Source organism: Rhodopila sp. (genome assembly GCF_965276935.1).
Classification (GTDB): Bacteria; Pseudomonadota; Alphaproteobacteria; order Acetobacterales; family Acetobacteraceae; genus Rhodopila.
Map to the genome: position 1 here is coordinate 266852 of NZ_CBDIBS010000003.1, position 21766 is coordinate 288617.

16 protein-coding genes and 1 pseudogene are annotated in these 21766 nt (G+C 64.0%); 10 read left to right on the forward strand and 7 right to left on the reverse strand.

The window, feature by feature from the left end; translation table 11 throughout:
* Position 1: 1 nt before the first annotated feature.
* On the reverse strand, positions 2-1678 hold the full coding sequence (locus ACQY4S_RS09070; RefSeq protein WP_428484878.1) for a DNA recombination protein RmuC: 1677 nt from the start codon (positions 1676-1678) through the stop codon (positions 2-4).
* A gap of 104 nt (positions 1679-1782) precedes the next feature.
* On the opposite strand from ACQY4S_RS09070, the gene ACQY4S_RS09075 reads away from it, so the two are divergent.
* The 4 genes and pseudogenes from ACQY4S_RS09075 to ACQY4S_RS09090 all read left to right on the forward strand — a co-directional run bounded on the left by ACQY4S_RS09075 (position 1783) and on the right by ACQY4S_RS09090 (position 8027).
* Positions 1783-3186, forward strand: a complete 1404-nt coding sequence (locus ACQY4S_RS09075; protein WP_428484879.1) for an ethanolamine ammonia-lyase subunit EutB — start codon at positions 1783-1785, stop codon at positions 3184-3186.
* Positions 3176-3940 carry an ethanolamine ammonia-lyase subunit EutC gene (gene eutC / locus ACQY4S_RS09080; protein ID WP_428484880.1) on the forward strand — a complete coding sequence of 255 codons (765 nt, stop codon included), beginning with the start codon at positions 3176-3178 and terminating at the stop codon, positions 3938-3940. Before ACQY4S_RS09075 ends, eutC begins: the two co-directional genes overlap by 11 nt.
* 306 nt (positions 3941-4246) lie before the next feature.
* Entirely contained in the window at positions 4247-6568 is a 2322-nt protein-coding gene (locus tag ACQY4S_RS09085; protein WP_428484881.1) for a xanthine dehydrogenase family protein molybdopterin-binding subunit, read from the forward strand.
* Positions 6569-6694: 126 nt separating this feature from the next.
* Positions 6695-8027: pseudogene (locus tag ACQY4S_RS09090) on the forward strand (transposase).
* A gap of 646 nt (positions 8028-8673) precedes the next feature.
* Here the strand turns inward: ACQY4S_RS09090 and ACQY4S_RS09095 are convergent.
* The gene (locus ACQY4S_RS09095) at positions 8674-10086 is read right to left on the reverse strand and encodes a CoA transferase (RefSeq protein WP_428484882.1); all 1413 of its coding nucleotides are present in this window, start codon (positions 10084-10086) and stop codon (positions 8674-8676) included.
* 531 nt (positions 10087-10617) lie between these two features.
* On the opposite strand from ACQY4S_RS09095, the gene ACQY4S_RS09100 reads away from it, so the two are divergent.
* From ACQY4S_RS09100 to ACQY4S_RS09120, 5 genes are read left to right on the forward strand one after another with little or no spacing between them, the layout of a single operon-like run.
* A complete protein-coding gene (locus tag ACQY4S_RS09100) occupies positions 10618-12774 on the forward strand; it encodes a molybdopterin oxidoreductase family protein (protein WP_428484883.1) in 2157 nt (718 codons plus the stop codon).
* A 6-nt stretch (positions 12775-12780) separates the two neighbouring features.
* Complete coding sequence (locus tag ACQY4S_RS09105; protein ID WP_428484884.1) at positions 12781-13131, forward strand: hypothetical protein; 351 nt, start codon at positions 12781-12783, stop codon at positions 13129-13131.
* A 14-nt stretch (positions 13132-13145) separates the two neighbouring features.
* Positions 13146-15590 carry a nitrite reductase large subunit NirB gene (nirB, locus tag ACQY4S_RS09110; RefSeq protein WP_428484885.1) on the forward strand — a complete coding sequence of 815 codons (2445 nt, stop codon included), beginning with the start codon at positions 13146-13148 and terminating at the stop codon, positions 15588-15590.
* 2 nt (positions 15591-15592) lie between these two features.
* Positions 15593-15931, forward strand: coding sequence for a Rieske (2Fe-2S) protein (locus tag ACQY4S_RS09115; RefSeq protein WP_428484886.1), 339 nt, complete (start codon positions 15593-15595; stop codon positions 15929-15931).
* 31 nt (positions 15932-15962) lie between these two features.
* On the forward strand, positions 15963-17198 hold the full coding sequence (locus ACQY4S_RS09120; protein ID WP_428484887.1) for an MFS transporter: 1236 nt from the start codon (positions 15963-15965) through the stop codon (positions 17196-17198).
* A gap of 150 nt (positions 17199-17348) precedes the next feature.
* Here ACQY4S_RS09120 and ACQY4S_RS09125 read toward each other — a convergent pair whose 3' ends face one another.
* From ACQY4S_RS09125 to ACQY4S_RS09145, 5 genes are all read right to left on the reverse strand, one after another.
* Entirely contained in the window at positions 17349-17666 is a 318-nt protein-coding gene (locus ACQY4S_RS09125) for an AtuA-related protein (protein ID WP_428484888.1), read from the reverse strand.
* Entirely contained in the window at positions 17663-19033 is a 1371-nt protein-coding gene (locus tag ACQY4S_RS09130; protein ID WP_428484889.1) for an acyclic terpene utilization AtuA family protein, read from the reverse strand. Before ACQY4S_RS09130 ends, ACQY4S_RS09125 begins: the two co-directional genes overlap by 4 nt.
* Before the next feature lie 48 nt (positions 19034-19081).
* Positions 19082-20024 (reverse strand): IS630 family transposase gene (locus ACQY4S_RS09135; RefSeq protein ID WP_428483280.1). Its coding sequence is split into 2 segments (ribosomal slippage): positions 19082-19687 and positions 19689-20024, totalling 942 coding nucleotides; the frame shifts between segments, so codons are not numbered across the junction.
* A gap of 148 nt (positions 20025-20172) precedes the next feature.
* Complete coding sequence (locus tag ACQY4S_RS09140; RefSeq protein WP_428484890.1) at positions 20173-20514, reverse strand: YdhR family protein; 342 nt, start codon at positions 20512-20514, stop codon at positions 20173-20175.
* Between the two features lie 12 nt (positions 20515-20526).
* Positions 20527-20961 (reverse strand): hypothetical protein, encoded by a 435-nt coding sequence (locus ACQY4S_RS09145; protein ID WP_428484891.1) that lies wholly within the window; start codon positions 20959-20961, stop codon positions 20527-20529.
* A gap of 128 nt (positions 20962-21089) precedes the next feature.
* On the opposite strand from ACQY4S_RS09145, the gene ACQY4S_RS09150 reads away from it, so the two are divergent.
* Positions 21090-21665, forward strand: a complete 576-nt coding sequence (locus ACQY4S_RS09150; RefSeq protein WP_428484892.1) for an HD domain-containing protein — start codon at positions 21090-21092, stop codon at positions 21663-21665.
* Positions 21666-21766 lie beyond the last annotated feature (101 nt).

Sequence of the window (21766 nt, forward strand, 5' to 3'; positions counted from 1 at the left end):
TTTACTCGACGGCCTCCAGGTCCGCATCCGCGTCGTCCTCGCCATCCTGCGCGATCTCCAGCAGCGCGGCGGCCGCGGGGCCTTCCAGCGCCGCGACGTCTTTCAACTTCCGCGTAATGACGGTCGCTCGTGTCTGCCCTTTCTTGATGTTGTTCCCAAGCGCGCGAACATTCTTTTCCAGCGCGCTGAACTGCTTGCCAAAATCCACCATCTCATGTTTCACCGCCCCCAGTATCTTGCCAATCAGGTCGGCTTTCTGGCTGATCGCCAGGGTGTAGTGGCCAAGCTGGATGGTCCGAAGCATCACGGCCAGCATCGAGGGTCCCATGATGATGACCCGATTGTCGCGATGGATCGCCTCCATCAATTCGCCATTGCGGGTAACCTCGGCGTAGAGCCCCTCACTGGGCAGATAGAGAATCGCCCACTCCGCCGTGTGGGGAGGCGCTATGTATTTCGTCTGGATTTTCCTGGCCTCCAGGCGAATCTGACCTTCCAGCGCGCTCTTGGCGGCTTTTTCAGCCACCGCATCCGCGACTTCGATGGCCTCGAGGAACCGCGTGTAGTCCTCGACCGGAAATTTTGCGTCGATGGCCAGATAGACCGGCGATCCGCCCTGCACCGGCAATCGCAGCGCAAATTCCACCATGTCGGACGTTGCGGGGTTGATGCGCATATTGGTTTCGTAGGACCCAGGCGGCAGGATGTCATCCAACGTCGCCTTGACCTGCGCCTCACCCCACCCGCCACGGGACTTCACATTGGAGAACAATCGTTTCAGGTCGCCGACCTGACCCGCCACGGTCTTGACTTCGCCGACCGCCTGCTGAACCTCGGCGAACTGCGTGGTGATCTTCGCGAAGTTCTCCGTCATTCGCTTCTCGATGCCCTCCTGCAGCTTCTGGTCCACGATGCCCTGGATCTGCAGCAGTTTCGCCTCGTTGCCTTCGCGCATTTCGATAATCTTCGCGTCGACGTGGACGATCAACTTCGAGAAATCCTCGGTCAGGGCCTTCGCTGTCTTGCCCTGGTTCTCCGCCAGCGTGGTTGTCATCTCCCCGCCGATGCGGGTTACCGCCAGACGGACATCGCCCAGACGTTCCGTCAGCAACATCTGGAATTCGGCCAGCGCTTTCAGGACGGCCGCACCCGATGCTTCAACCTTGGCGCCGAATGCTTCTATCTTCAGGCCCTGGTCGAGGCCGTGCTGATGCAGGCCGGCGGTCAGCCCATTCAGCAGAAGCCTGCTGGCGTCGATCGCGTCAAGCTTCGCCTTGGCTCCCGCGGTCTCGAGTGCTGCTGGTACCTCGGTTCCCAGCCTTGTCATGGCGTTCAGCACCGCTGCGATTTCCGTCCGGAACGTGTCGATCTGCGCGGTCTGAACCTTCGCACCATCGTTGATGGTCGCCAGTGACCGATCAAACCCCGACCGCAGACCTTCATCGATCTTGGCGCCGAGGACACGTTCAGTGTCCGTCATGGCCTTGCGCAGGCTGTCGACGTCTTGCCTTGTGGCTTTTCCTGACTGCTCGACAAGGGTCGAGAGGCCCTGGAACTGATGCATCATCGCAGGGTCGGCCGATCTTCGCCGGCCACCGAACCAGTGACCAACGAGGGTCCCCAGCAGCGCGGCAACCATCACAATGATGGCTAATTCCGCCAGGATCTCTAAAGTCACGCCGCAACCTCCTGCTCGATGACCGCACGGATGTGAATCGTGGTTCAACCGACATTATACGCTTGGGCGACATTCCGCACCCGCTGATGGATCTGGAGGATGTCATGCCGACCTACACCAGCGATTTCCATGGCGAACGCCACCGCTTCACTGGCCTGCGGGACGTGCTCGCCAAAGCCTCCCACCGCCGCTCCGGCGACGAACTCGCCGGCCTGGCGGCGGAGACGGACGCCCAGCGCGTCGCCGCGCGTGCCGTGCTGGCCGACCTGCCACTAGGCATTTTTTTGACCGAACCGCTTGTTCCCTATGAAACCGACGAAGTCACTCGACTGATCCTCGACAGCCATGATGCCGCCCGTTTTGCCGCCATCGCGCACCTGACGGTCGGCGGCTTTCGCGACTGGCTGCTGTCATATCAAGCCACCCCGGAGAAACTTTTCGACATCGCCCCCGCGATCACCCCGGAGATGGCCGCCGCGGTGACCAAGCTGATGCGCAACCAGGACCTCATCAGCGTCGCCAGCCGCTGTCACGTGACGACCGCCTTCCGCAACACCCAGGGCCTGCCCGGCCGTCTGGGATCACGGCTGCAGCCGAACCACCCGACCGATGACCTGGCGGGCATCGGCGCCGCCGTCATCGACGGCCTGCTGCTGGGCTGCGGCGATGCCGTCATCGGCGTCAATCCCGCCACCGACAGCGTCGCCAACGCCATCGCCCTGCTGGACATGCTCGACACATTGCGGCAACGACATGACATCCCCACCCAGACCTGCGTGTTGACGCACGTCACCAATGCGCTGGAGATCATCCGCCGTGGCGCACCCGTCGATCTGGTCTTCCAGTCCATCGCCGGCACCGAAGCCGCCAACGCCGGCTTCGGTGTCAACCTGGCGATCCTGCGCGAAGCCCACGACGCCGCCCTGGCCCTGAAGCGCGGCACCGCCGGCAACAACGTGATGTATTTCGAGACCGGGCAAGGCGCCGCGCTGTCCGCTAACGCCCATCACGGCATCGATCAGCAGACGGTGGAGGCCCGCGCCTACGCCGTCGCCCGCGCCTTCTCGCCCCTGCTGGTCAACACCGTGGTCGGCTTCATCGGTCCGGAATATCTGTACGATGGCAAGCAGATCATCCGCGCCGGTCTGGAGGATCATTTCTGCGGCAAGCTGCTGGGCGTGCCGATGGGCTGCGATGTCTGTTATACCAACCACGCCGAAGCCGACCAGGACGACATGGACACGCTGATGACCCTGTTGACCGTCGCCGGCGTCAGCTTTCTGATCGCGGTTCCCGGCGCCGATGACATCATGCTGAACTACCAGAGTGCCTCGTTCCACGACCTGCTGTATCTGCGTTCCCAGTTCCACCGGCGAACCGCGCCCGAGTTCGATGCCTGGCTGGACCGCATGGACATGAAGGACCGCGCTGGCCGCATCCGTCTTTCGCAAGCCCGGACCAGCCGCCTGCTGCCTGCATCCGAGCCGGACCCGTTCGATGCCGCCTGACCCCTGGGCCGCGTTGCGAGCAACGACCCGCGCCCGCATCGGTCTTGGTCGCACCGGCGATGCCCCGCCGCTGCGCCATCTGCTGGACTTCCAGCTTGCCCACGCCAGGGCGCGGGATGCGGTCCACACGCCGCTTGACACCGCCGCTATCGCTCAGGCGCTGGCACCCTTGCCCACAGTGACAGTGCGCAGTCAGGCGGCCGACCGGGCAACCTATCTGCGGCGTCCCGATCTGGGTCGGCAACTCGATCCCGCGAGCCACGGCGCACTGACCGGCATCTGGGACGTGGTCTTCGTCATTGCCGACGGCCTCTCGCCTGTCGGCGTAGGCCGCCACGCCGCACCCCTGCTGCGCGCGTGCCTCGCCCGCCTGCCCGGCTGGTCTGTTGCCCCTGTCGTCATCGCCACTCAGGCGCGGGTCGCGCTTGGCGACGACATCGGCGCTCGCCTCGACGCCCAGCTCTGCGCCATGCTGATAGGCGAGCGTCCAGGCCTGAGTGTCGCCGACAGCCTGGGTGTCTATCTGACCTATCAACCCCGACCCGGCCGGCGGGATGCGCAACGAAACTGCATCTCCAACATCCATCAGGACGGCCTGTCCTACGATGCCGCGGCCGACATGCTGGCCTGGTTGATGACCGAGGCCCGCGCGCGCAAGCTGACCGGTGTGGAACTGAAGGACGACCGCCCAGCCGTCGTGACAGCGGAGCGGCCGTCTTCGCTGCCAGCCCCCGCTGCTCATCCATCGGCATGACAAACGCCGGACGCGAACCGGCCGTGGTGCGTGCCTTCCGTCCATCGCTATTCGCCATTTGACCCCATCCAATGCCTTCGTCAGGTTTCGAAGAACCGACCGGGCCTCTGGCTGGTCGGCAGAGCCAGCCAAATTCCGCCTGCGGGCGCCAGGGTTCAGGATGACGATACGACGTTCAGCTCCCGCCAGGACCGAACGCCCGATAAGGTAGATGAACGGCACCTCTTGGCCTTTGCTGACGACAGCGTACATGATGCAGTGCAAGCGCGGGATGTGATGTCCGCCGCAGACCGGAGATCTACCACCATGGCCACGAAATTTGGCGTTGCCCAGCCGATCCGTCGCGTCGAGGATCCCCGCCTGCTGAAAGGCGCGGGACGCTATACGGACGACATCGTCCTGCCGAACATGCTGTTCGGCGTCGTGTTGCGCAGCCCGCATGCCGCGGCCAGGATCACACGGCTCGACACCGCGGCGGCAGCCAGCCTGCCGGGGGTGCGGGGAATTTTTGCGGCGGCGGACCTGAAGGCCGATGGTCTGGGAACCATGCCTTGCGCGGCACCGGTGACAAATCGCGACGGAACGCCGCAGGCGGCGCCGCCACACCCGGTTCTGGCCGACGGCACGGTGCGCCACGTCGGCGACCCGGTTGCCTTCATCGTCGCCGAAACCACCAAGCAGGCGCGTGACGCGGCGGAACAGATCGAGGTGGATTTTGATATCCTGCCATCCTCCACCGAACTGGCCGCGGCGATGGACACCGCTTCGGCCCTGGTCTGGCCGGAGGTGAAGCATAACCTCGCCTTTGATTGGGAGATCGGCGACAAGGCCGCCACCGAGGCCGAGTTCGCCAAGGCCGCGCATGTCACCAAGCTGACCATCGTCAACAACCGCATTGTGGTGAATTCACTGGAGGCCCGCGCCGCGCTGGCGGATTTCGATTCCGCGACCGGCCGCTGGACGCTGTACGCCAACACCCAGGGCGGCTGGATGGTGAAGAACCTGATTGGCCCGCTGTTCGGCACCAGCCCGGAGAACTTTCGCATTATCACTCCCGATGTGGGCGGTGGCTTCGGCATGAAGCTGTTTCTGTACGCCGAACACATTCTGACCTGTTACGCGTCTCGCAAGCTGGGCCAGCCGGTGAAATGGGCGGCCGAACGTGGCGAGGCATTCGTCTGCGACACCCAAGGCCGCGACAACCTGACCATTGGCGAACTGGCGATCGACGCGGATGGCAAGTTCCTGGCGCTGCGTACCCGCAATGTCGCCAACATGGGTGCCTACCTGTCCACCTTCGCGCCGTTCATCCCGACCTTTGCCGGCACCGGCGTGCTGGCGAGCGTCTACGGGTTCAAGGCGATCTATGCCAACGTTTTAGGCGTCTTTACCAACACCGTGCCGGTGGATGCCTACCGCGGCGCCGGCCGGCCAGAGAGCAATTATCTGGTCGAGCGGCTAGTGGATGCCGCGGCGCGTGAAACCGGCATCGATCGGGTCGAACTGCGGCGGCGGAACATGGTGCTGCCCTCGGCGATGCCGCACGCGACGCCAGTCGGCAAGATGTACGACAGCGGCGATTTCCGCATCGTGCTCGATGCGGCAACCGCGAAGATCGATTACGCCGGCTTCCCCGCCCGCAAGGCCGCCGCCGCTTCCCGCGGCAGGCGCCTCGGCCTTGGCCTTGCGTACTACCTGGAAGCCACCGGCGGTTCGGACAGCGAGCGCGCGGAAATCCGCTTCGCCGAGGACGGCTTCGTCGATGTCTATGTCGGCACCCAGTCCACCGGACAGGGTCACGAGACCGCCTATGTTCAACTGACCGCCGCGCAGTTGGGCATTGACGGTGACAAGATCCGCATTCGGCAGGGCGATACCGACACCATCCCGACCGGCGGCGGCACCGGCGGTGCGCGCAGCCTGTACTCCGAAGGCCAGGCCATCCTGGTGACCGCCGATTCCGTCATCACCAAGGGCAAGCAGGCGGCGGCCGAGGAACTCGAAGCGGCGGTGACCGACATCGCCTTCGCCGACGGCAGCTTCTCCATCGTCGGCACGGACCGCGCGATCGACATCGTTTCGCTGGCCACGACGCAGCGAAACAAGGCCGCCGCCGGCCAGCCGGCAACCATCCTTGACACCGCCGAGGTCGCCCCGATCGCCGCCCATACCTTCCCGAACGGCTGCCACATGGCCGAGGTCGAGATCGATCCGGAAACCGGCACGGTCGAACTGGTCCGCTACATCGTCTGCGACGATTTCGGCAAGACGGTGAACCCGCTGATCGTGCGCGGCCAGGTGGCGGGCGGCGTGGTGCAAGGTTTCGGCCAGGCGGTGCTGGAGCATACGGTCTATGATCCGTCCTCCGGTCAGCTGCTGTCCGGCAGCCTCATGGACTACGCTCTGCCGCGGGCGAACGAGTTTCCGGACATCGAGATCGAGCTGCTGGAAATCCCCTGCGCCACCAATCCGCTGGGGGTGAAGGGCGCGGGCGAGGCCGGGGCGGTGGGCAGTCCTCCGGCGGTGATCAACGCGATCATCGACGCACTCAGCGGCGACGGCGTGACGCATATCGACATGCCCGCGACCCCCGAGCGGGTGTGGCGGGCGCTGGCGAACGCGGCGTAAGACCCACCCCTTTCAGGGTGGTCATTTCATTCCCAGCCTTGGTGGATGAGCGGTGCATCGGACGGGACTGGGTTGGTATGGTCTGTTGTTCTGGATCGGTTTGAGCGGCGCGTGCCGGCAAGTGTGATGGCGCGGCTTGCGCTGGAGCACGCGATGCCGGCGGGCTGGGTGGACGAGGTCTTCGAGGCCGATCGTCAGAAGCCGTATGCGCGGGAGCTGCTGTTCTCCACCGTGGTTGAACTGATGACGCTTGTGTGCCTTGGCCTGCGCCCTTCGCTGCACGCTGCGGCGCGGCAGATGGCGGCGCTGCCGGTGTCGCTGGCCGCCTTGTATGACAAGGTGAACCACACGGAGCCCGGCGTCCTGCGTGCGCTGATACGCGGGAGTGCGGAGCGGCTGGCGCCGTTGATGGCGGCGGTGGGCCATGGCGGCCCTGCCGGTTTGCCCGGCTGGCGGCTGCGTGTGCTGGACGGCAACCACCTGCCCGCAAGCGAGCAACGGCTGGCCCCGTTGCGAGGCCACCGCGGCGCGGCCCTGCCGGGGCAGTCGCTGGTGGTGTATGACCCGGACATGGGCCTGGCTGTGGACTTGGTGGCCTGCGAGGATGCGCACGCGAGTGAGCGCGCTGCGGTGGCACCGCTGCTGGAGGGCGCAGGTCCGGGTGAGCTGTGGATTGCCGACCGCCACTTCTGCACCGGGGCGATCCTGGGCGGCTGGCAGGAGACAGGCGCCAGCTTCATCGTGCGCGAGCACGGCCGCCATCCCTGTTTGGTCCGGCAGGGTGGATGGCAAGGCTGTGGCCGCACCGAAACAGGTGAGGTGCGCGAGCAGGAGATCGCGGTGGCCGGCTCGCAAGCACTGTGGCGCCGCATCGAGCTTGCGCTGGATCAGCCCACCGAGGATGGCGACGCCACCATCCGGATATGGAGCAACCTGCCCGCAGCGGTGGGCGCCGGGCGGATTGCCGAGCTGTATCGCACGCGCTGGCAGATCGAAGGCATGTTCGGGCGGCGGGAAAGCGTGTTGCACAGCGAGATCGCAAGCCTCGGCCACCCTCGCGCGGCGCTGCTCGGGTTTGCGGTTTCGGTGCTGGCCTACAACGTCCTTGCCCTGCTGGGCCGTTGCGTGGAGCAGGCGCACCGGCAACACGAGCCGCCGCCCGAGGTGTCCACCTTCCACCTGGCCCAGCAGGTCAGGGGCAGCTACGAAGGTCAGGGGCAGCTACGAAGGCCTGCTCATCGCCGTGCCACCTGAGCACTGGCCGCCCGGGCACGGCGCCGATCCCGAACGCCTGGCCCAACGGCTGCTTGCCCTCGCCCGTCACATCAACCCGCGGCAGGTCGCCACCAGCAAGCGCGGCCCCAACACCCCCAAACCAAAGGGCTGCGTCGATGGCAAAACCGCACGCGCCCACGTCGCAACCGCACGCGTCCTTGCATATGCGAAAACAAGACCCTGAAAGGGGTGCATGTAAGACCCTATGTATCGCCGGAACGGCGCCCTGATAAGAAAGCATCCAGCAGGGATGAACCATTGCGCATGTTCCTTCTTGCCGCTGGGAGCAAGTTCGGCGTGGCGGAACATTCCTAGCGGGTAGTAGGAAATAATGCAACAATTAAATAGGTATTTATACCGCATCTCTGTAGGGATCAACCGGTGGGCACTGCCTACTCATTATCATGGCCAGAACTTGACCCCGCCATCCGCACCAGATAAAAACATTATGATACAATGGATTATGTCCATGCACAGATGTCCAGATCAAGTTTTTCTCGCGTGCTCGGTTGCCCGCGCTGGACGTTGGAGGCGACGCGCGAGGATCGATCTTTCCAGAAGTTTGTATAAGACCTAGTTCCTACGAACGTGCGCCCGTTTTTCTAGTTTTTGACGAAACGACTCCCGGGCAGCAATGCGAATGCCGCTTCGCCTGGTTTGGCCTCGCCATGGACCGCCTATGCCCGGCTCCTCCGGCCAGCCTTGCCGTCATACCAACCAAGGGCGGCCGCATGCCATTCCAAGGCGTCCATGGTCGACCGGAGCCGATCCTCAGGCAGGCGAAGTCCGGCTTGCAGACCTGGTTGGTCGTGCAAACCGGGGTGCCGGCATCACGCGCCGCGCGCCGGCCACACCGGCGGGTGGTAGCCGAGCCGAACCGAAGGCCGAGCCCAGTGGGGTGGCGTTTCGGACAACTGGACGACGGGCTTCAGGTGGCGCAGCCGGCCGGCCGGCGTTTCAGTCACCATCGACCACCGATCCAGTTCTTCGGCGGTGAATTCGCCTGGCACGCCGTGCAGTTCGGCCGCCGGGACTTCACCCAGATCGACAATCCATTTGCCAACCTGGGCCAGCGAGATGCGGACCAGCCAGCTTCCGCCTTCCCGGGCACGCCGTTCAAGCGCGACCATCGCGCCGAAGGCCATCAGGTAGCCGGTGCAGTAATCGATGGCGGAGACCGGGTAGAACTGCGGTCCTGGTGTCTTGCCTGGAACGACCTCGGCCTGCCGAGCGGTGATGCCGCTGACGGTCTGCACCACGGTATCAAAGCCGCGGCGCGACGCCCAAGGACCGGTATGGCCGAAGGCGCACAGCGAGACATACACCAGCCCTGGCCGGATGGCCGACAGTTCCTCCGGCGACAGGCCGCGCGTGCCCAGGGTTCCCGGCCGGTAGCCTTGCGAAAACACATCCGCCTGCCCGACCAGCCCGCGCAGCGTCTCCACGTCGTGCTGTTCGCGCAGATCGAGTTGGGCGGACAGCTTGCCGTGGCCGGTGTCGAATTCCTGATAGCCGAGGTTCGGCAGGTGCGCGCCGGTGATCTTCATCACGTCGGCACCGTGCTCCGCCAGCGTGCGTGCGCAGGTCGGGCCGGCGAGCACGCGGGTCAGGTCGAGCACGCGGACGCCCGACAGCGGCCGGTTGCCGGGCGGCAGCGGTTCCGCCGGGCCGTCGCCGATGCGGACGATTTCCAGCAGGGGCAGCGCGGCGATGGCGGCGGCCTGGGGATGATTGGCCCATTCCGCCTGTGTGCGCACCATGCCGCCGGCGCCCTTGGCGGCGATGATCGCCTCCTCCAGGTCAGCGGCATCCCAGGCCGCCACGGCGCGCGCCACGGCTTCCCGCTCCTCGGGGACACCCAGCACGGCAAGCGCGGCGGCGCGGTGGTTGGGAAAATTGGCGTGGATGTAGCTCCAGCGGCCATTCCTGGCGGGATAGACGCCCATGATCGCGTTGCGTTCGGCCGAGACAGCGCCGTCTCCGAGTTTCATGTAGTGGCCGCTGCGCAGCGATGCGGTGGCCTGGCGCAGATCGACGGCCACCTGCTGACGCCGGCCGATACGCGTCTCCCACAGGTCCGCCGCGGCCAGTCCGGTCGCGGCCAGGGTCGCCGCCCCGGCGACACCGATGCGGAACGGTGTCGGCAGGACCGGATCGGTGCCGCCGGTGAACGCAACGGCGTCGGCGCGTTCGGCGGCCCAGCCGGCATTCGGCAGGATCGAGCGCAGGGCATCGTATGGCATGGTCGCGACCTTCCCATCGTGTATGGCAGTCGGATCATGGCGCAGTCCGACGCCACCGCAAATGCCCGGGCACCGCCCGCTTGATCATGCCCAGCCTACCAGAGGTAAGGGCAGCGCGTTGCAACATGTAACAACTTGCCCCCTCACTGTACCAGGCGGCGAGACTGGGCGAGCATAGGAGTTGCGGGACAGGCCTGCCACGCTCTGGCCAAATGTTTCGAGACCCGACGCAACGGGCGGGGCCACGTAAGTTCGATTGTGCGACGACCGGATATTTATCTGCCAGCACGCTATCCCGACACTCTTACTTAAGGGCGCTTGCAGAGGAACAGTTGGGCCTGGATCGGATCTCACGTCGCGACTGATAATTGTGCAGATTATGCCTATCTTACGCTGTTTATGCATATTTTCTAATCTTATGTTCAAAATCCACTGCATCTTCTGACAACAAATCGTGAGTATTCGGTCATTATGCTCATTCCATAGGCTTATCGGGTGACAGGCAGCGACGGGCGATGATAAGGCGCGCGAATGACAGATCACGCCGCACTGCTCCTGGGCGTTCCGGCGATCACCAAGCCCGTCGATACGCATTGTCCCTACTGTGCGCTTCAGTGTGGCATGACGCTGACGCGGGACACTGCCGACTGGACCGTCAGTGCGCGGGATTTTCCGACCAATAAAGGCGGCCTGTGCCGCAAGGGCTGGACCTCGGCCGCTCTGCTGTCGGCGCCCGATCGGCTGACGACCCCTTTGATCCGCGATCGCAAGGGCATGCGGTTGCGACCGGCAAGTTGGAATGAAGCCCTCGACCGCATTGTCACTGACTTCCGCCGCATCCAGGCCGAACACGGCGCGGACGCTGTCGGCGTGTTCGGCGGCGGTGGTCTGACCAACGAAAAGGCTTACCTCCTCGGCAAGTTTGCCCGTCTGGCGCTTGGCACGGCCAACATTGACTACAATGGCCGGTTTTGCATGGCGTCGGCAGCCGCCGCCGGCCAGCGGGCGTTCGGCATTGATCGAGGTCTTCCGTTTCCCTTGGATGATATTCCGGGGGCCGAGGTCATCCTGCTGCCGGGCGGCAACCCGGCCGAGACGATGCCGCCGATCATGCAGTATTTCGCCGCGCAGAAGCGCCGCGGCGGCAAGCTGATCGTGGCCGACCCGCGACGTACGCCGACCGCGCGCGCCGCCGACCTGCACCTGCAATTGACCCCGGGCACGGACGCCGCACTGGCCAACGGCCTGATGAATATCGCCATCCGCGACCGGCTGTTGAACGATGCCTTCATCAAGCAGCGGACCACGGGCTTCGACGCCGTGCGGCGGATCTGCGCGTCCTACTGGCCAGACCGCGTGGAGCGCATCACCGGCGTGCCGGCGGCCCAACTGCAACGTGCCGCGCATATGCTGGGGGAGGCAGCCACAGCCATGCTGCTGACGGCGCGCGGCGCCGAACAGCAGCGAAACGGCACGGACAACGTGCTCGCCTACATCAATCTGATCCTGGCGCTGGGTCATGCCGGCCGCAAGCACTGTGGCTACGGCTGTCTAACCGGCCAGGGAAATGGCCAGGGTGGCCGTGAGCACGGTCAGAAGGCTGACCAGCTTCCAGGCTATCGCAAGCTCGACAATCCCCGCCACCGCGCCGAGGTCGCGACTGTCTGGGGGGTCGAACCCGGCAGCCTGCCTGGTCCGGGCCTTTCGGCCTGCGAGTTGCTGGGCGAACTGGGCAGCAAGATCCGCGGGTTGTTCGTTGTTGCGTCGAACCTGCTGATATCCGCACCCGATGCCGACAATGTGTCCGGCGGCATCGGCGGCCTCGATTTGATGGTCGTCGCCGACATGTTCCTGTCTGAAACCGCTCGGCGCGCCGACGTGGTCCTACCCATTACGCAATGGGCGGAAGAGGACGGTACCATGACCAATCTGGAAGGCCGCGTGTTGCTGCGCCGCAGGGCGCAGGCGCCGCCGCCGGGCGTCTGGACCGACCTTGAGATCTTTCACGCCCTGGCCGAACGGCTGGGATGTTCGGCACGATTCGACACCGAACCAGGTCGGGTGTTCGACGAGCTGCGGCAGGCGAGCAGCGGTGGGCCGGCGGACTATGCCGGCATCACCTATGAACGCATTGCCAAGGAAGACGGCGTGTTCTGGCCGTGCCCGGACCACGCGCATCCCGGCACGCCGCGCCTGTTCCTCGACGGCTTCGCCACCGCGGATGGGCGCGCACGATTCCATCCGATTCAGTATCGTGGGCCGGCGGAAACGCCCGATCGGGAATTTCCTTATGTGCTGACCACCGGGCGCGTGCTGTCGCACTACCAGACCGGCGCGCAAACCAGGCGCGTGGCCGAACTATGCGAAGCCGAACCGGATGCCTTCGTCGAGATAAACCTGGATACGGCACGTGGGCTGGGGGTTGCCGCTGGCGACATGGTGCGGCTGACGACGCGCCGCGGAACGGCGGAACTGCGTGCCCGTGTCAATCGCGACATCAGGTTGGATACGCTGTTCGTGCCGTTCCACTGGTCAGGCCAAGCAGCCGTGAACCGGCTGACAAATGCCGCGCTCGATCCGGTTTCGCGAATTCCCGAATTCAAGGTCTGCGCGGTTCGCATCGAGAAGATGCCGGCCGCCCGGGCAAGCTCCGCCGCGGCGAATCCCTCGCCCAGTTCCCGAGAATAAGGCATCATGATCGATTCGATCCCACGCTTCCTGAACGGCGCTTATCATTTCATCGGCAACGGCTATGACAAGCCGAACCTGCTTGATCCGCGGCTTGTCTATACCGTGCCGTTCGACAAGCGCGCGCAGCTCATCTACGTGCGGTTGGGAAATTCCACTTCGGAAATGATCTACCTGTCGCTGATGCACGACGGCAAGCCGATCCGGCTTTTTCCGGTTGGTGCCAAGTCCGCGTCGCACGTGCCGCTGGCCGTGGTGGAGGACCTGCCGCCCGACAGCCGCATCGAGCTGTTCCTGGCGGCGCCGTCGGGCTGCTCCGGTTCGGCGGTCGTCGATCTTGGCCTGGTCGAAATCTGAGGCGGAGCACAATCATGGAAAAGCAACGGCTCGTTGTGATCGGCAATGGCATGGCAGGCGCCCGCGCGGTCGAGGAAGTGCTGGCGCGCGGTGGAGCGGATCAATTCGAGATCACCATGTTCGGTGACGAGCCATACGGCAATTACAACCGCATCCTGTTGTCCAACGTGCTGAGCGGCGTTCAGGACAGCAGCGACATCTACATTAACCCGATGGCCTGGTACGCGGACAACGACGTCACCCTGCACGTCGGTTCGCCGGTGACCCAGATCGACCGCGCGGCACGCCTGGTGCAGGCCGCGAACGGCGTTCGGGCCGCCTACGACGTGCTGCTGATCGCCACCGGCAGCCGTTCCTTCATTCCGCCGATGACGGGACTGACCGGACCGGATGGAAAGATGAAGGCCGGCGTGTTCGGCTTCCGCTCCATCGACGACTGCAACGGCATCATCGCCAGCGCCAGGACCAGTCAACGTGCCGCCGTGATCGGCGGCGGCCTGCTCGGCCTGGAGGCGGCGCGTGGCCTGCTGAACCATGGCTGCGAAACGCATGTCATCCACCTCGGCGACTATCTGATGCCGGCGCAGCTCGATCGGACTGGTGCCGTGATCCTGCGTACGATGATGGAAAAGCTGGGGGTGCGGATTCATCTGCACAAACTGACCACTGAGATCCTGGGCGAGGACCGCGTCACCGGCCTGGTCTTCAAGGATGGTGAGCGGCTGGACTGCGACATGGTGGTGATTTCCGCCGGCATCAGGCCGAATGTCGAGATCGCGCACGGCGCGGGGTTGACGGTCGAACGCGCGATCGTGGTCGACAACCACATGCGTTCGCTGGACGACATGAACGTCTATGCCGTTGGCGAATGCGCGCAGCATCGCGGGCACGTTTACGGGCTAGTCGCGCCGCTATGGGAGCAGGCAAAGGTCTTCGCGGATCATGTGACCGATGCGAACCGTGATGCCGCCTATCATGGCTCGAAACTGGCAACCAAGCTGAAGGTGATGGGTGTCGAGCTGGCCTCGATGGGCATCACGGAACCGGCCGATGAGAACGACGAGGTCATCCAGTTCACCGAGCCGAAGCACGGCACCTACAAGAAGCTGATCGTGCGCGACGGCCGGCTGGCCGGCGGCATCCTGATGGGCGACATCAGCAAGGCAGCCTATCTGATGCAGGCCTTCGACCGCGACAGTCCGTTGCCGGAGGAACGGCTGTCACTGCTGTTCGACCTCGGCACGCCGCCGCAGAAGGTGACCCTGGACGAAATGCCGGCCGACGCGCAGGTCTGCAACTGCAACGGCGTCACCAAGGCGACGATCGGGGCCTGCGTCTCCGGCGGCGGGCGAAGTGCCGCGGCGGTGATGCGGGCGACACGGGCCGGCATGGGGTGCGGCTCCTGCAAAAGCCTTGTTGGTGAACTGGTGGAATGGTTCTGCGGCGGCGAGATCGAGGAAGATCCCTCGATCCACTACTACGTGCCGTGCATCCCGATGGCGAAACCGGCGCTGGTGCGCGCCGTCCGCGAGCAGGGGCTGAAATCGGTCTCCGCCGTGTTCCGGGCGCTGGCGATCGATGGGCGGGCGGACGCGGCCAGCAAGCCCGCACTCGCGTCACTGCTGATCACGCTGTGGAACGACGATTACGAGGATGAGCGTGACGCCCGCTTCATCAACGACCGCGTGCACGCCAACATCCAGAAGGACGGAACGTTCTCTGTGGTGCCGGAGATGCCGGGCGGCATCACGACGCCCGCCGACCTGATGCGCATCGCGGAGGTGGCGCTGAAACACGACGTGCCGCTGGTGAAACTGACCGGCGGCCAGCGGATCGATCTGGTGGGCATATCGAAGGACAATCTGCCCAAGGTTTGGGCCGACCTGGACATGCCCGCCGGCTGGGCCTGGGGCAAAAGCTACCGCACCTGCAAGAGCTGCATTGGCACTGATTTCTGCCGGTTCGGCCTGGGCGACAGCATGGGCCTGGCGCGGAAGATCGAGGCGCGGTTCCGCGGCATCGACAGCCCTGGCAAGCTGAAGCTGGCCACCGCCGGCTGCCCCCGCAACTGTTCCGAGGCGATGGTCAAGGACGTCGGCGCGGTGGCGATCGGCGACGACCGGTGGGAGATCTATGTCGGCGGCGCCGCCGGATCGCAGGTGCGCAAGGGCGATGTCCTGTGCATCGTGACCGGCGAGGAAGCGGTGCTGCAAATCACCGGCCGCTTCATGCAGTGGTATCGCGAGAACGCGAAGTTCAAGGAACGCACGCACACGTTTGTCGAACGCATGGGAATTGAGCGGGCGCGCGCCGTTGTCGTGGACGACGCGGATGGAGTAGCCGCGGCCCTGGACGCGGCGATGGCAGCGTCCGCCGCGGCGGTGCGCGACCCCTGGAAGGAGCGGGAGCAACCCAGGACGCCCAATCAGTTCGCTTCGCTTGTCGCGGCGGAGGACTGAGCATGGCCGAGGCGCTTGCGATCGGCCACCTGTCCCAGATACCCATGGGCGAGGGGCGGACGTTCGAACTCAGCGGACTGCGCGTGGCGGTGTTCCACACCCGCGCGGGCCAGGTATTCGCCACACAGGCACACTGTCCGCATCGCGGCGGTCCGCTGGCTGACGGTCTGACCGACGATATCTCGGTTGTCTGTCCACTGCACGATCGCATCTACGACCTGCGCACCGGGACGGGCCTTGGGACCCCCTGCGCTATCAGCGTGTACCCTGTGCGGATCGGTGCCGACGGCACGATCCAGCTTGTGCCGCAGCCGTCCGAGGCGATCACGGCCGCCAACTGACAACCCGCGCGTTCTGGAAACAAGGTCATCCATGGCAAATCTTCGGCAGGCAGTGAAGTCGGGCCACTGGCCCACGTTGTTCGCCGCGTTCCTGTATTTCGATTTCTGCTTCTCGGTCTGGGTGCTGAACGGGGCGATGGGTCCATTCCTGACCCAATCCTTCAATCTAAGCCCGTCACAGACCGGGCTGATGGTGTCGATCCCGACGCTCGCTGGCGCGCTGATGCGCTTCCCGCTTGGTGTGCTGTCGCAGTATATCGGCCGGAAGAATGCCGCGCTGGTAGAAATGATCCTGATCATCGTGGCGATGCTCTATGGCTGGCTGTTCGTCACGAGCTTCAATGATGTGCTGGCAATGGGCGTGCTTCTGGGCATTGCTGGTGCCTCATTCGGGGTAGCGCTCTCGTTGGGCGCGGGATGGTATTCGGTGGAGCATAAGGGCCTGGCGATGGGCATAGCCGGCGCCGGCAATGCGGGAACAGTCGTGGCACTTTTGCTGGCGCCTCCGGTTGCTCAGGCTTACGGCTGGCATGCCGTCTACGCATGGTCCGCGGTTGTCATGCTGATCCCACTCATCGTCATGATCACGATGGCGAAGGAGCCGCCGGACACCATGCACCAGAGCCTGCGCGAACATCTTTCGTGCCTGTGGGAGAGGGATGGCTGGTCCTTCAACCTGATCTACATCATCACCTTCGGCGGCTTTATTGGCTTGTCCACATTCCTGCCAAGCTTCTTCTTCTCGGAATTCCATGTCACCAAGGTGGAGGCCGGATGGCTGACCATGTTGGCGGCTATCATGGGCTCGGGGATCCGCGCCGTGGGCGGTCTGGCGGCGGACCGGGTCGGCGGGATAGCGGCGCTCTGCGTTGTTCTGATCGCGGCCGTCGGCTGCTTCCTGGCGTTGTCGACGCAACCTTCGCTGGTGGTCAGTACTGTGCTGTTCATGATCTGCTTTGCCGCATTGGGCGCCGGCAACGGTGCGCTGTTCCAACTCGTGCCGCTGCGCTGGCCGGGTAACACAGCGGTCGCCGCCAGCATGATTGGCGAAATCGGCGCGCTTGGGGGCGCGATCCTGCCGAACGTAATGGGATTTTCCAAGCAGTGGACCGGCAGCTTCGCCACCGGGTTCATCAGCTATGCCGCTCTGTCCGGCTTCGTTCTGATTGGGCTTACGCTGTGGCAGCGCAGATGGACACGCAGTTGGGTGGGTCCATGGGGTCGCGTGGCACAGCCGGATTACACGCCCAGCCTTGTCGCGCGTTGAACCAGCGGCCCAATGATGAAGACTACCACGGCCAACCGCCGGTGTCAGGACCAAGACAATAAGTGACACGAGTGCTTCAACCGACGTGCGCTTAATAGAGCAGCATTATAGCAGCACTGGCCCTGACCAGGACGGAAAAGGCCCTGAACGTTACGGCTCGATCGGCAGCCCCAAAATCAGGTAGCTGAACGACTTGCCGTGCGAATCAAGGTTGAGCGACGTGTTAACCCCTCCCTCGAGCGCATCCAGCAGCACGAAGTTCAGGCCATGCAAGGCATCCATCTCGTACCGCGTGACCGTGCCGGTGAACAGCTTCGGAAACGCCTGCTTGATCCGTTCGGCCGTCAATTGCTGCTTCAGCAGCGGATAGTCCGTCGCATCGTACGCCCAGACCGACACGTTCGAGGTGTTTCCCTTGTCGCCGGCACGCGCATGGGCAATGTCATGGATCAGGCGCGGCTGGGTCATGCGACGAACATCTCGAACGTCGGGTTGACCTGATCGCGCCCGATCAAGGCCGAGTGGGTCACGACGCAGGGTGTCACCTGCCCTCGGTAGCCGCCGCCACCCGCGGGTCCGCAGCACAGCAACGATTCCACCTCCCACAGCATCATATCGATGTCATCCCGATTGGACGAGCGAAGCGCCACGCGCAGCCGCACGTCTTCGCCCGCGTGCAGCCGCACGTCGGCATTGTCGCCAGCCGGAACCTCGGCTGTCTGATAAAGCGAATTCAGGCCGATCAGATCGACCCGCAGGTCGCCACCCAGTTGATTGATCCGGGTCAGACGCTGCCGCACCACGCCGGCCGCCAGTTCGGCGCGGGCGCCGGCATTCGGGCCGGCGTAGCTGACTCCGCCCTCACCAAGGAATCCGCCGTCAAACCCGATCGTCACCTTCAGCTTGTCCGGACGCGCACTGCCGTTCGCCCCGCTGACCCGCACCCGGTCGGGACCAACCGGATCGACCGAAACACCTCGGAAGTTGGCTGTCACATCGGGCGTCAGATAAGCCGCGGGATCATGCACTTCGTATAGAAGCTGCTCCTTCACCGTCGCCGGTGTCACGCATCCGCCAGTGTCATCCAGCTTAGTGATGACGAAGCTGCCATCCGGCTGAACCTCGGCGATCGGAAAGCCGCAATCGGCGAGGCGCGGCACATCCTTGAAGCCGGGATCAGCAAAGTAGCCGCCGGTGATCTGCATGCCGCATTCCATCAGGTGGCCCACCAGGGTGCCACGCCCAAGCGCGGACCAGTCATCCAGCGCCCAACCGAAACGATGGACCAGCGGTGACAGAAACAATGTCGGATCGGCGATCCGGCCGGCGATCACGACATCGGCGCCTGCCTCGAGCGCCGGCAGCAGCGCGTCGACACCCAGGTAGACATTGGCTCCAACCATCCGCAGACCGACATCCTTCACCGCACCCGGATGGTCGATGAATGCGGTATCGGCATCAACAAGATGGGTGACGTCGTCACCTTCGACACAGGCGACCTTGAGGCCCGGCAGACCAAGCTCCCGCGCGATGTCGACGACCAGCATGGCAGCAGCCCGCGGATTGGCCACTCCCATGTTCGTAATGATGGTCGTCCCGTTCGCTCGGCAGTGACCCAGGACGCCAAGCATGCGTGCGCGTAACTGCGGATTATAGCCACGTGCCGGGTCCAGCATGCGGTCGCGGTGGCCGAATGCCATGGTGCGCTCACCGATGCACTCGAACACGAGATAATCCAGCACGCCGCGCTGCGCGAGATCGATCGCGGGTCCCAACCGATCGGCCGAAAAGCCCGCGCCGCAGCCCAGGCGGACCGTGTCGCTGCCAACTGGCATCTGTTTGAACGTCTCCCTGCCCAATCCGGCTATTAGAGCATGATCGTTTTAGGTTGACCCGTAGCCGGAGTTGACGAGGTAATTGGCGCATTCTTCGACGGTATACTCGTCGAGGAGCTTGGCGATCGCTTCGATCACTGCGTCGATGGTGCGGGCGTTGGCCTTGCGCAGCAGGGTTTTGAGTTTGGCGAACACCTGCTCGATCGGGTTGAGGTCGGGACTATAGGGTGGCAGGAAAATCAGCTTTGCACCCGCTGTCCGGATTGCCTTGCGGATGACAGGGCCCTTGTGACTGCTCAGATTATCCATGATCACAACGTCGCCCGGTCGTAACGTCGGCACCAGGAACTGCTCGACATAGGCGCGAAAACTGATCGCGTTCATCGGCTGATCGAGCAGGCATGGCGCATGAATGCCGTCGCATCGCAGGGCGGCAACGAAGGTTTGCGTCTGGCGATGACCATGCGGCACCTTGGCGAGCAGACGCTGGCCGACCGGGCACCGCCCCCGGATCGGGGTCATGTTCGTCTTCGTCCAGGTTTCGTCTACAAAAACAAGCCGTCTGGGATCAACTTTATCCTGCCGCTTTTGCCATTGCAGGCGCCGACGGGCAACATTGGGACGATCCTGCTCGCTGGCGTGCAGGCTTTTTTTTAAAGCTGAGACCAGCGCGGTCAACGATGTTCCAGACAGCAAAATAGCTCACCGTGATGCCACGGTCTTGCAACTCAGCGAGCAGTGCGCGCAACGGCAGATCCGGCTGTTGCGCAATCCGTTCGATAATCCTGTCGCGTTCGTTGGCCAGTGCGAAGGGCCGATGACCACCCAGCCCCTGCGCCGCCACGCTGCCCTTCTGTCGATCCAGCCGCGACCACCGCTGCACAGACGACTCACTGACCTGGAAGAGGGTCGCCGTCTCAAGCCGGCTCCTGCCTGAGCGGAATGCCGCGACAGCGCGTTCTCGCAAATCCAACGTGTAAGGAGCACCCATCCATGCTGGCCTCCGACCCAGCCCACAGCTTGGATCAGATTTTAGGCCGCGCCGGAACCCCTACTCACGCAGGAGTCAACTTAAAACGATCATGCTCTAATGGTACCGGAACCTACGCGCACCGCGAGGCGGCGGGAAGCCTGTCGCGTCAGTCGTCGAATACAACCGCCTGCCGCGCCGGCACATCAGCGATCGCGAACGTGTCGAAGTAGGTAATGCGCGGCGGTGCGCCGTAGCGGGCAATGATCCCGTCCAGCCACGATCCCGAATAGAACGCCTCCGCCGCCGTTCGGCTTTCCCACAGGTATGAGCCGCCGGCGAACCCGCCCTCGGCCGCATGGATGAATTGCTTGCGAAGCAGACCCGGCACCTCCAGGAAGCCTGGCGCGATCGCATGAAAATGTGCGCGGCAGCTTTCCTTGTCGATGTGCGGGGGCAGGTCATAGAGGACAATCGCAGTGATCATTTTGTAGTACGTCCCATAACTCATCGGCAGGTTGCGCTACAGGTCGTCAAGCACATCCGCCCTGGCGATGCCATTGGCCAGCGCGTCAGCGACCTGCTCGTGGAATACCTGAATGCGTGCGGCGATATCCTCGGTCGAACGGCTGTTGCGCCGGTCATCATCGTCAGCCATGCGGATCAATGCCGCCACGTAGGTCTCCTCATTGCCGCCAAAGGGGTCACTGTAGAGCCACATGAACGCATCTCGACGGCGGACAAGGCCCTGGCCCTTGGATCGAATATCCGAAAGATAGTTGACGTGATTAAGAATTTCCTTCTTCCAAAAGGTCCGGGTTCGATTGTCGACCTCAAATGCCAGAAGCTTTACCAGATGCGCGTTCATCGTCTCTTCGTGCGCACGGTACTTTTGCTCAACAATCTTTTTTGGAAACGTCATCTCAAGATGCGGGATGCCAGCGTCGGTTGATGACATGATGATCCCTCTCGTAGGGTGTGGCGCCCGTCCAGCGACACGCCGTTCGATGGCATTGCGGGCGTTGCCTCGGGTTGACCTATCGCTTAATTTACTAAGCTTGAACAGCATCAGCAAATGATGAGGACATGACCGATCAGCGGCTGCGACAGATCGCCGATCTGCTAACACTGAAGGCGGATGGTTTGTATGGACTGAGCGACATCACTCAGCGTCAGCACGCGCTGCAATCCGCCTGGCTGGCGGAGCGGCTTGACTGTCCCGACTCGCTGATCGCCGCCAGCCTGCTGCACGATATCGGCCATCTGGTGCACGACCTCGGCGCCAATCCGGCCGAAGCCGGCGTGGACGATCTGCATGAGGAACGCGGCTATGAATTCCTCGCCGTCTGGTTTGGACCAGAGGTAACCGAACCCGTGCGGCTGCATGTCGCCGCCAAGCGCTACCTCTGCGCAACCGAAGCGGATTATTTTGGAAAGTTGTCGAAAGACTCGGTGCGCAGCCTGTCGCTGCAGGGTGGCCCGATGTCAGCGGCGGAGGTTGCCGCATTCGATGCGCTTCCGCAGTCATCCGCCGCAGTCCAACTGCGCCGGTTCGATGAGCAGGCAAAGGTCAAGCACCTGGAAACCCCACCGGTTGCCCACTTCCTGCCTTACGTCGCCCGCTGCTTGCGCCCGGCGCCTGACACAGACCCTGCCATCTGAGCAGACGGTCGATGAACGGCGCACCGCATCCTGGTCCCGCGGCAGGATGATGTTGCCGGCGGCGTGGACCCGTTCGGCGACCGCAAAACAATCCCGCTGAT

Bases quoted from the DNA above. Each gene is read 5' to 3' on its own strand.
- ACQY4S_RS09075 (WP_428484879.1), top strand. From the start codon at position 1,783: ATGCCGACCTACACCAGCGATTTCCATGGCGAACGCCACCGCTTCACT.
- eutC (WP_428484880.1), top strand. From the start codon at position 3,176: ATGCCGCCTGACCCCTGGGCCGCGTTGCGAGCAACGACCCGCGCCCGC.
- ACQY4S_RS09085 (WP_428484881.1), top strand. From the start codon at position 4,247: ATGGCCACGAAATTTGGCGTTGCCCAGCCGATCCGTCGCGTCGAGGAT.
- ACQY4S_RS09095 (WP_428484882.1), bottom strand. From the start codon at position 10,086: ATGCCATACGATGCCCTGCGCTCGATCCTGCCGAATGCCGGCTGGGCC.
- ACQY4S_RS09100 (WP_428484883.1), top strand. From the start codon at position 10,618: ATGACAGATCACGCCGCACTGCTCCTGGGCGTTCCGGCGATCACCAAG.
- ACQY4S_RS09105 (WP_428484884.1), top strand. From the start codon at position 12,781: ATGATCGATTCGATCCCACGCTTCCTGAACGGCGCTTATCATTTCATC.
- nirB (WP_428484885.1), top strand. From the start codon at position 13,146: ATGGAAAAGCAACGGCTCGTTGTGATCGGCAATGGCATGGCAGGCGCC.
- ACQY4S_RS09115 (WP_428484886.1), top strand. From the start codon at position 15,593: ATGGCCGAGGCGCTTGCGATCGGCCACCTGTCCCAGATACCCATGGGC.
- ACQY4S_RS09120 (WP_428484887.1), top strand. From the start codon at position 15,963: ATGGCAAATCTTCGGCAGGCAGTGAAGTCGGGCCACTGGCCCACGTTG.
- ACQY4S_RS09125 (WP_428484888.1), bottom strand. From the start codon at position 17,666: ATGACCCAGCCGCGCCTGATCCATGACATTGCCCATGCGCGTGCCGGC.
- ACQY4S_RS09130 (WP_428484889.1), bottom strand. From the start codon at position 19,033: ATGCCAGTTGGCAGCGACACGGTCCGCCTGGGCTGCGGCGCGGGCTTT.
- ACQY4S_RS09140 (WP_428484890.1), bottom strand. From the start codon at position 20,514: ATGAGTTATGGGACGTACTACAAAATGATCACTGCGATTGTCCTCTAT.
- ACQY4S_RS09145 (WP_428484891.1), bottom strand. From the start codon at position 20,961: ATGTCATCAACCGACGCTGGCATCCCGCATCTTGAGATGACGTTTCCA.
- ACQY4S_RS09150 (WP_428484892.1), top strand. From the start codon at position 21,090: ATGACCGATCAGCGGCTGCGACAGATCGCCGATCTGCTAACACTGAAG.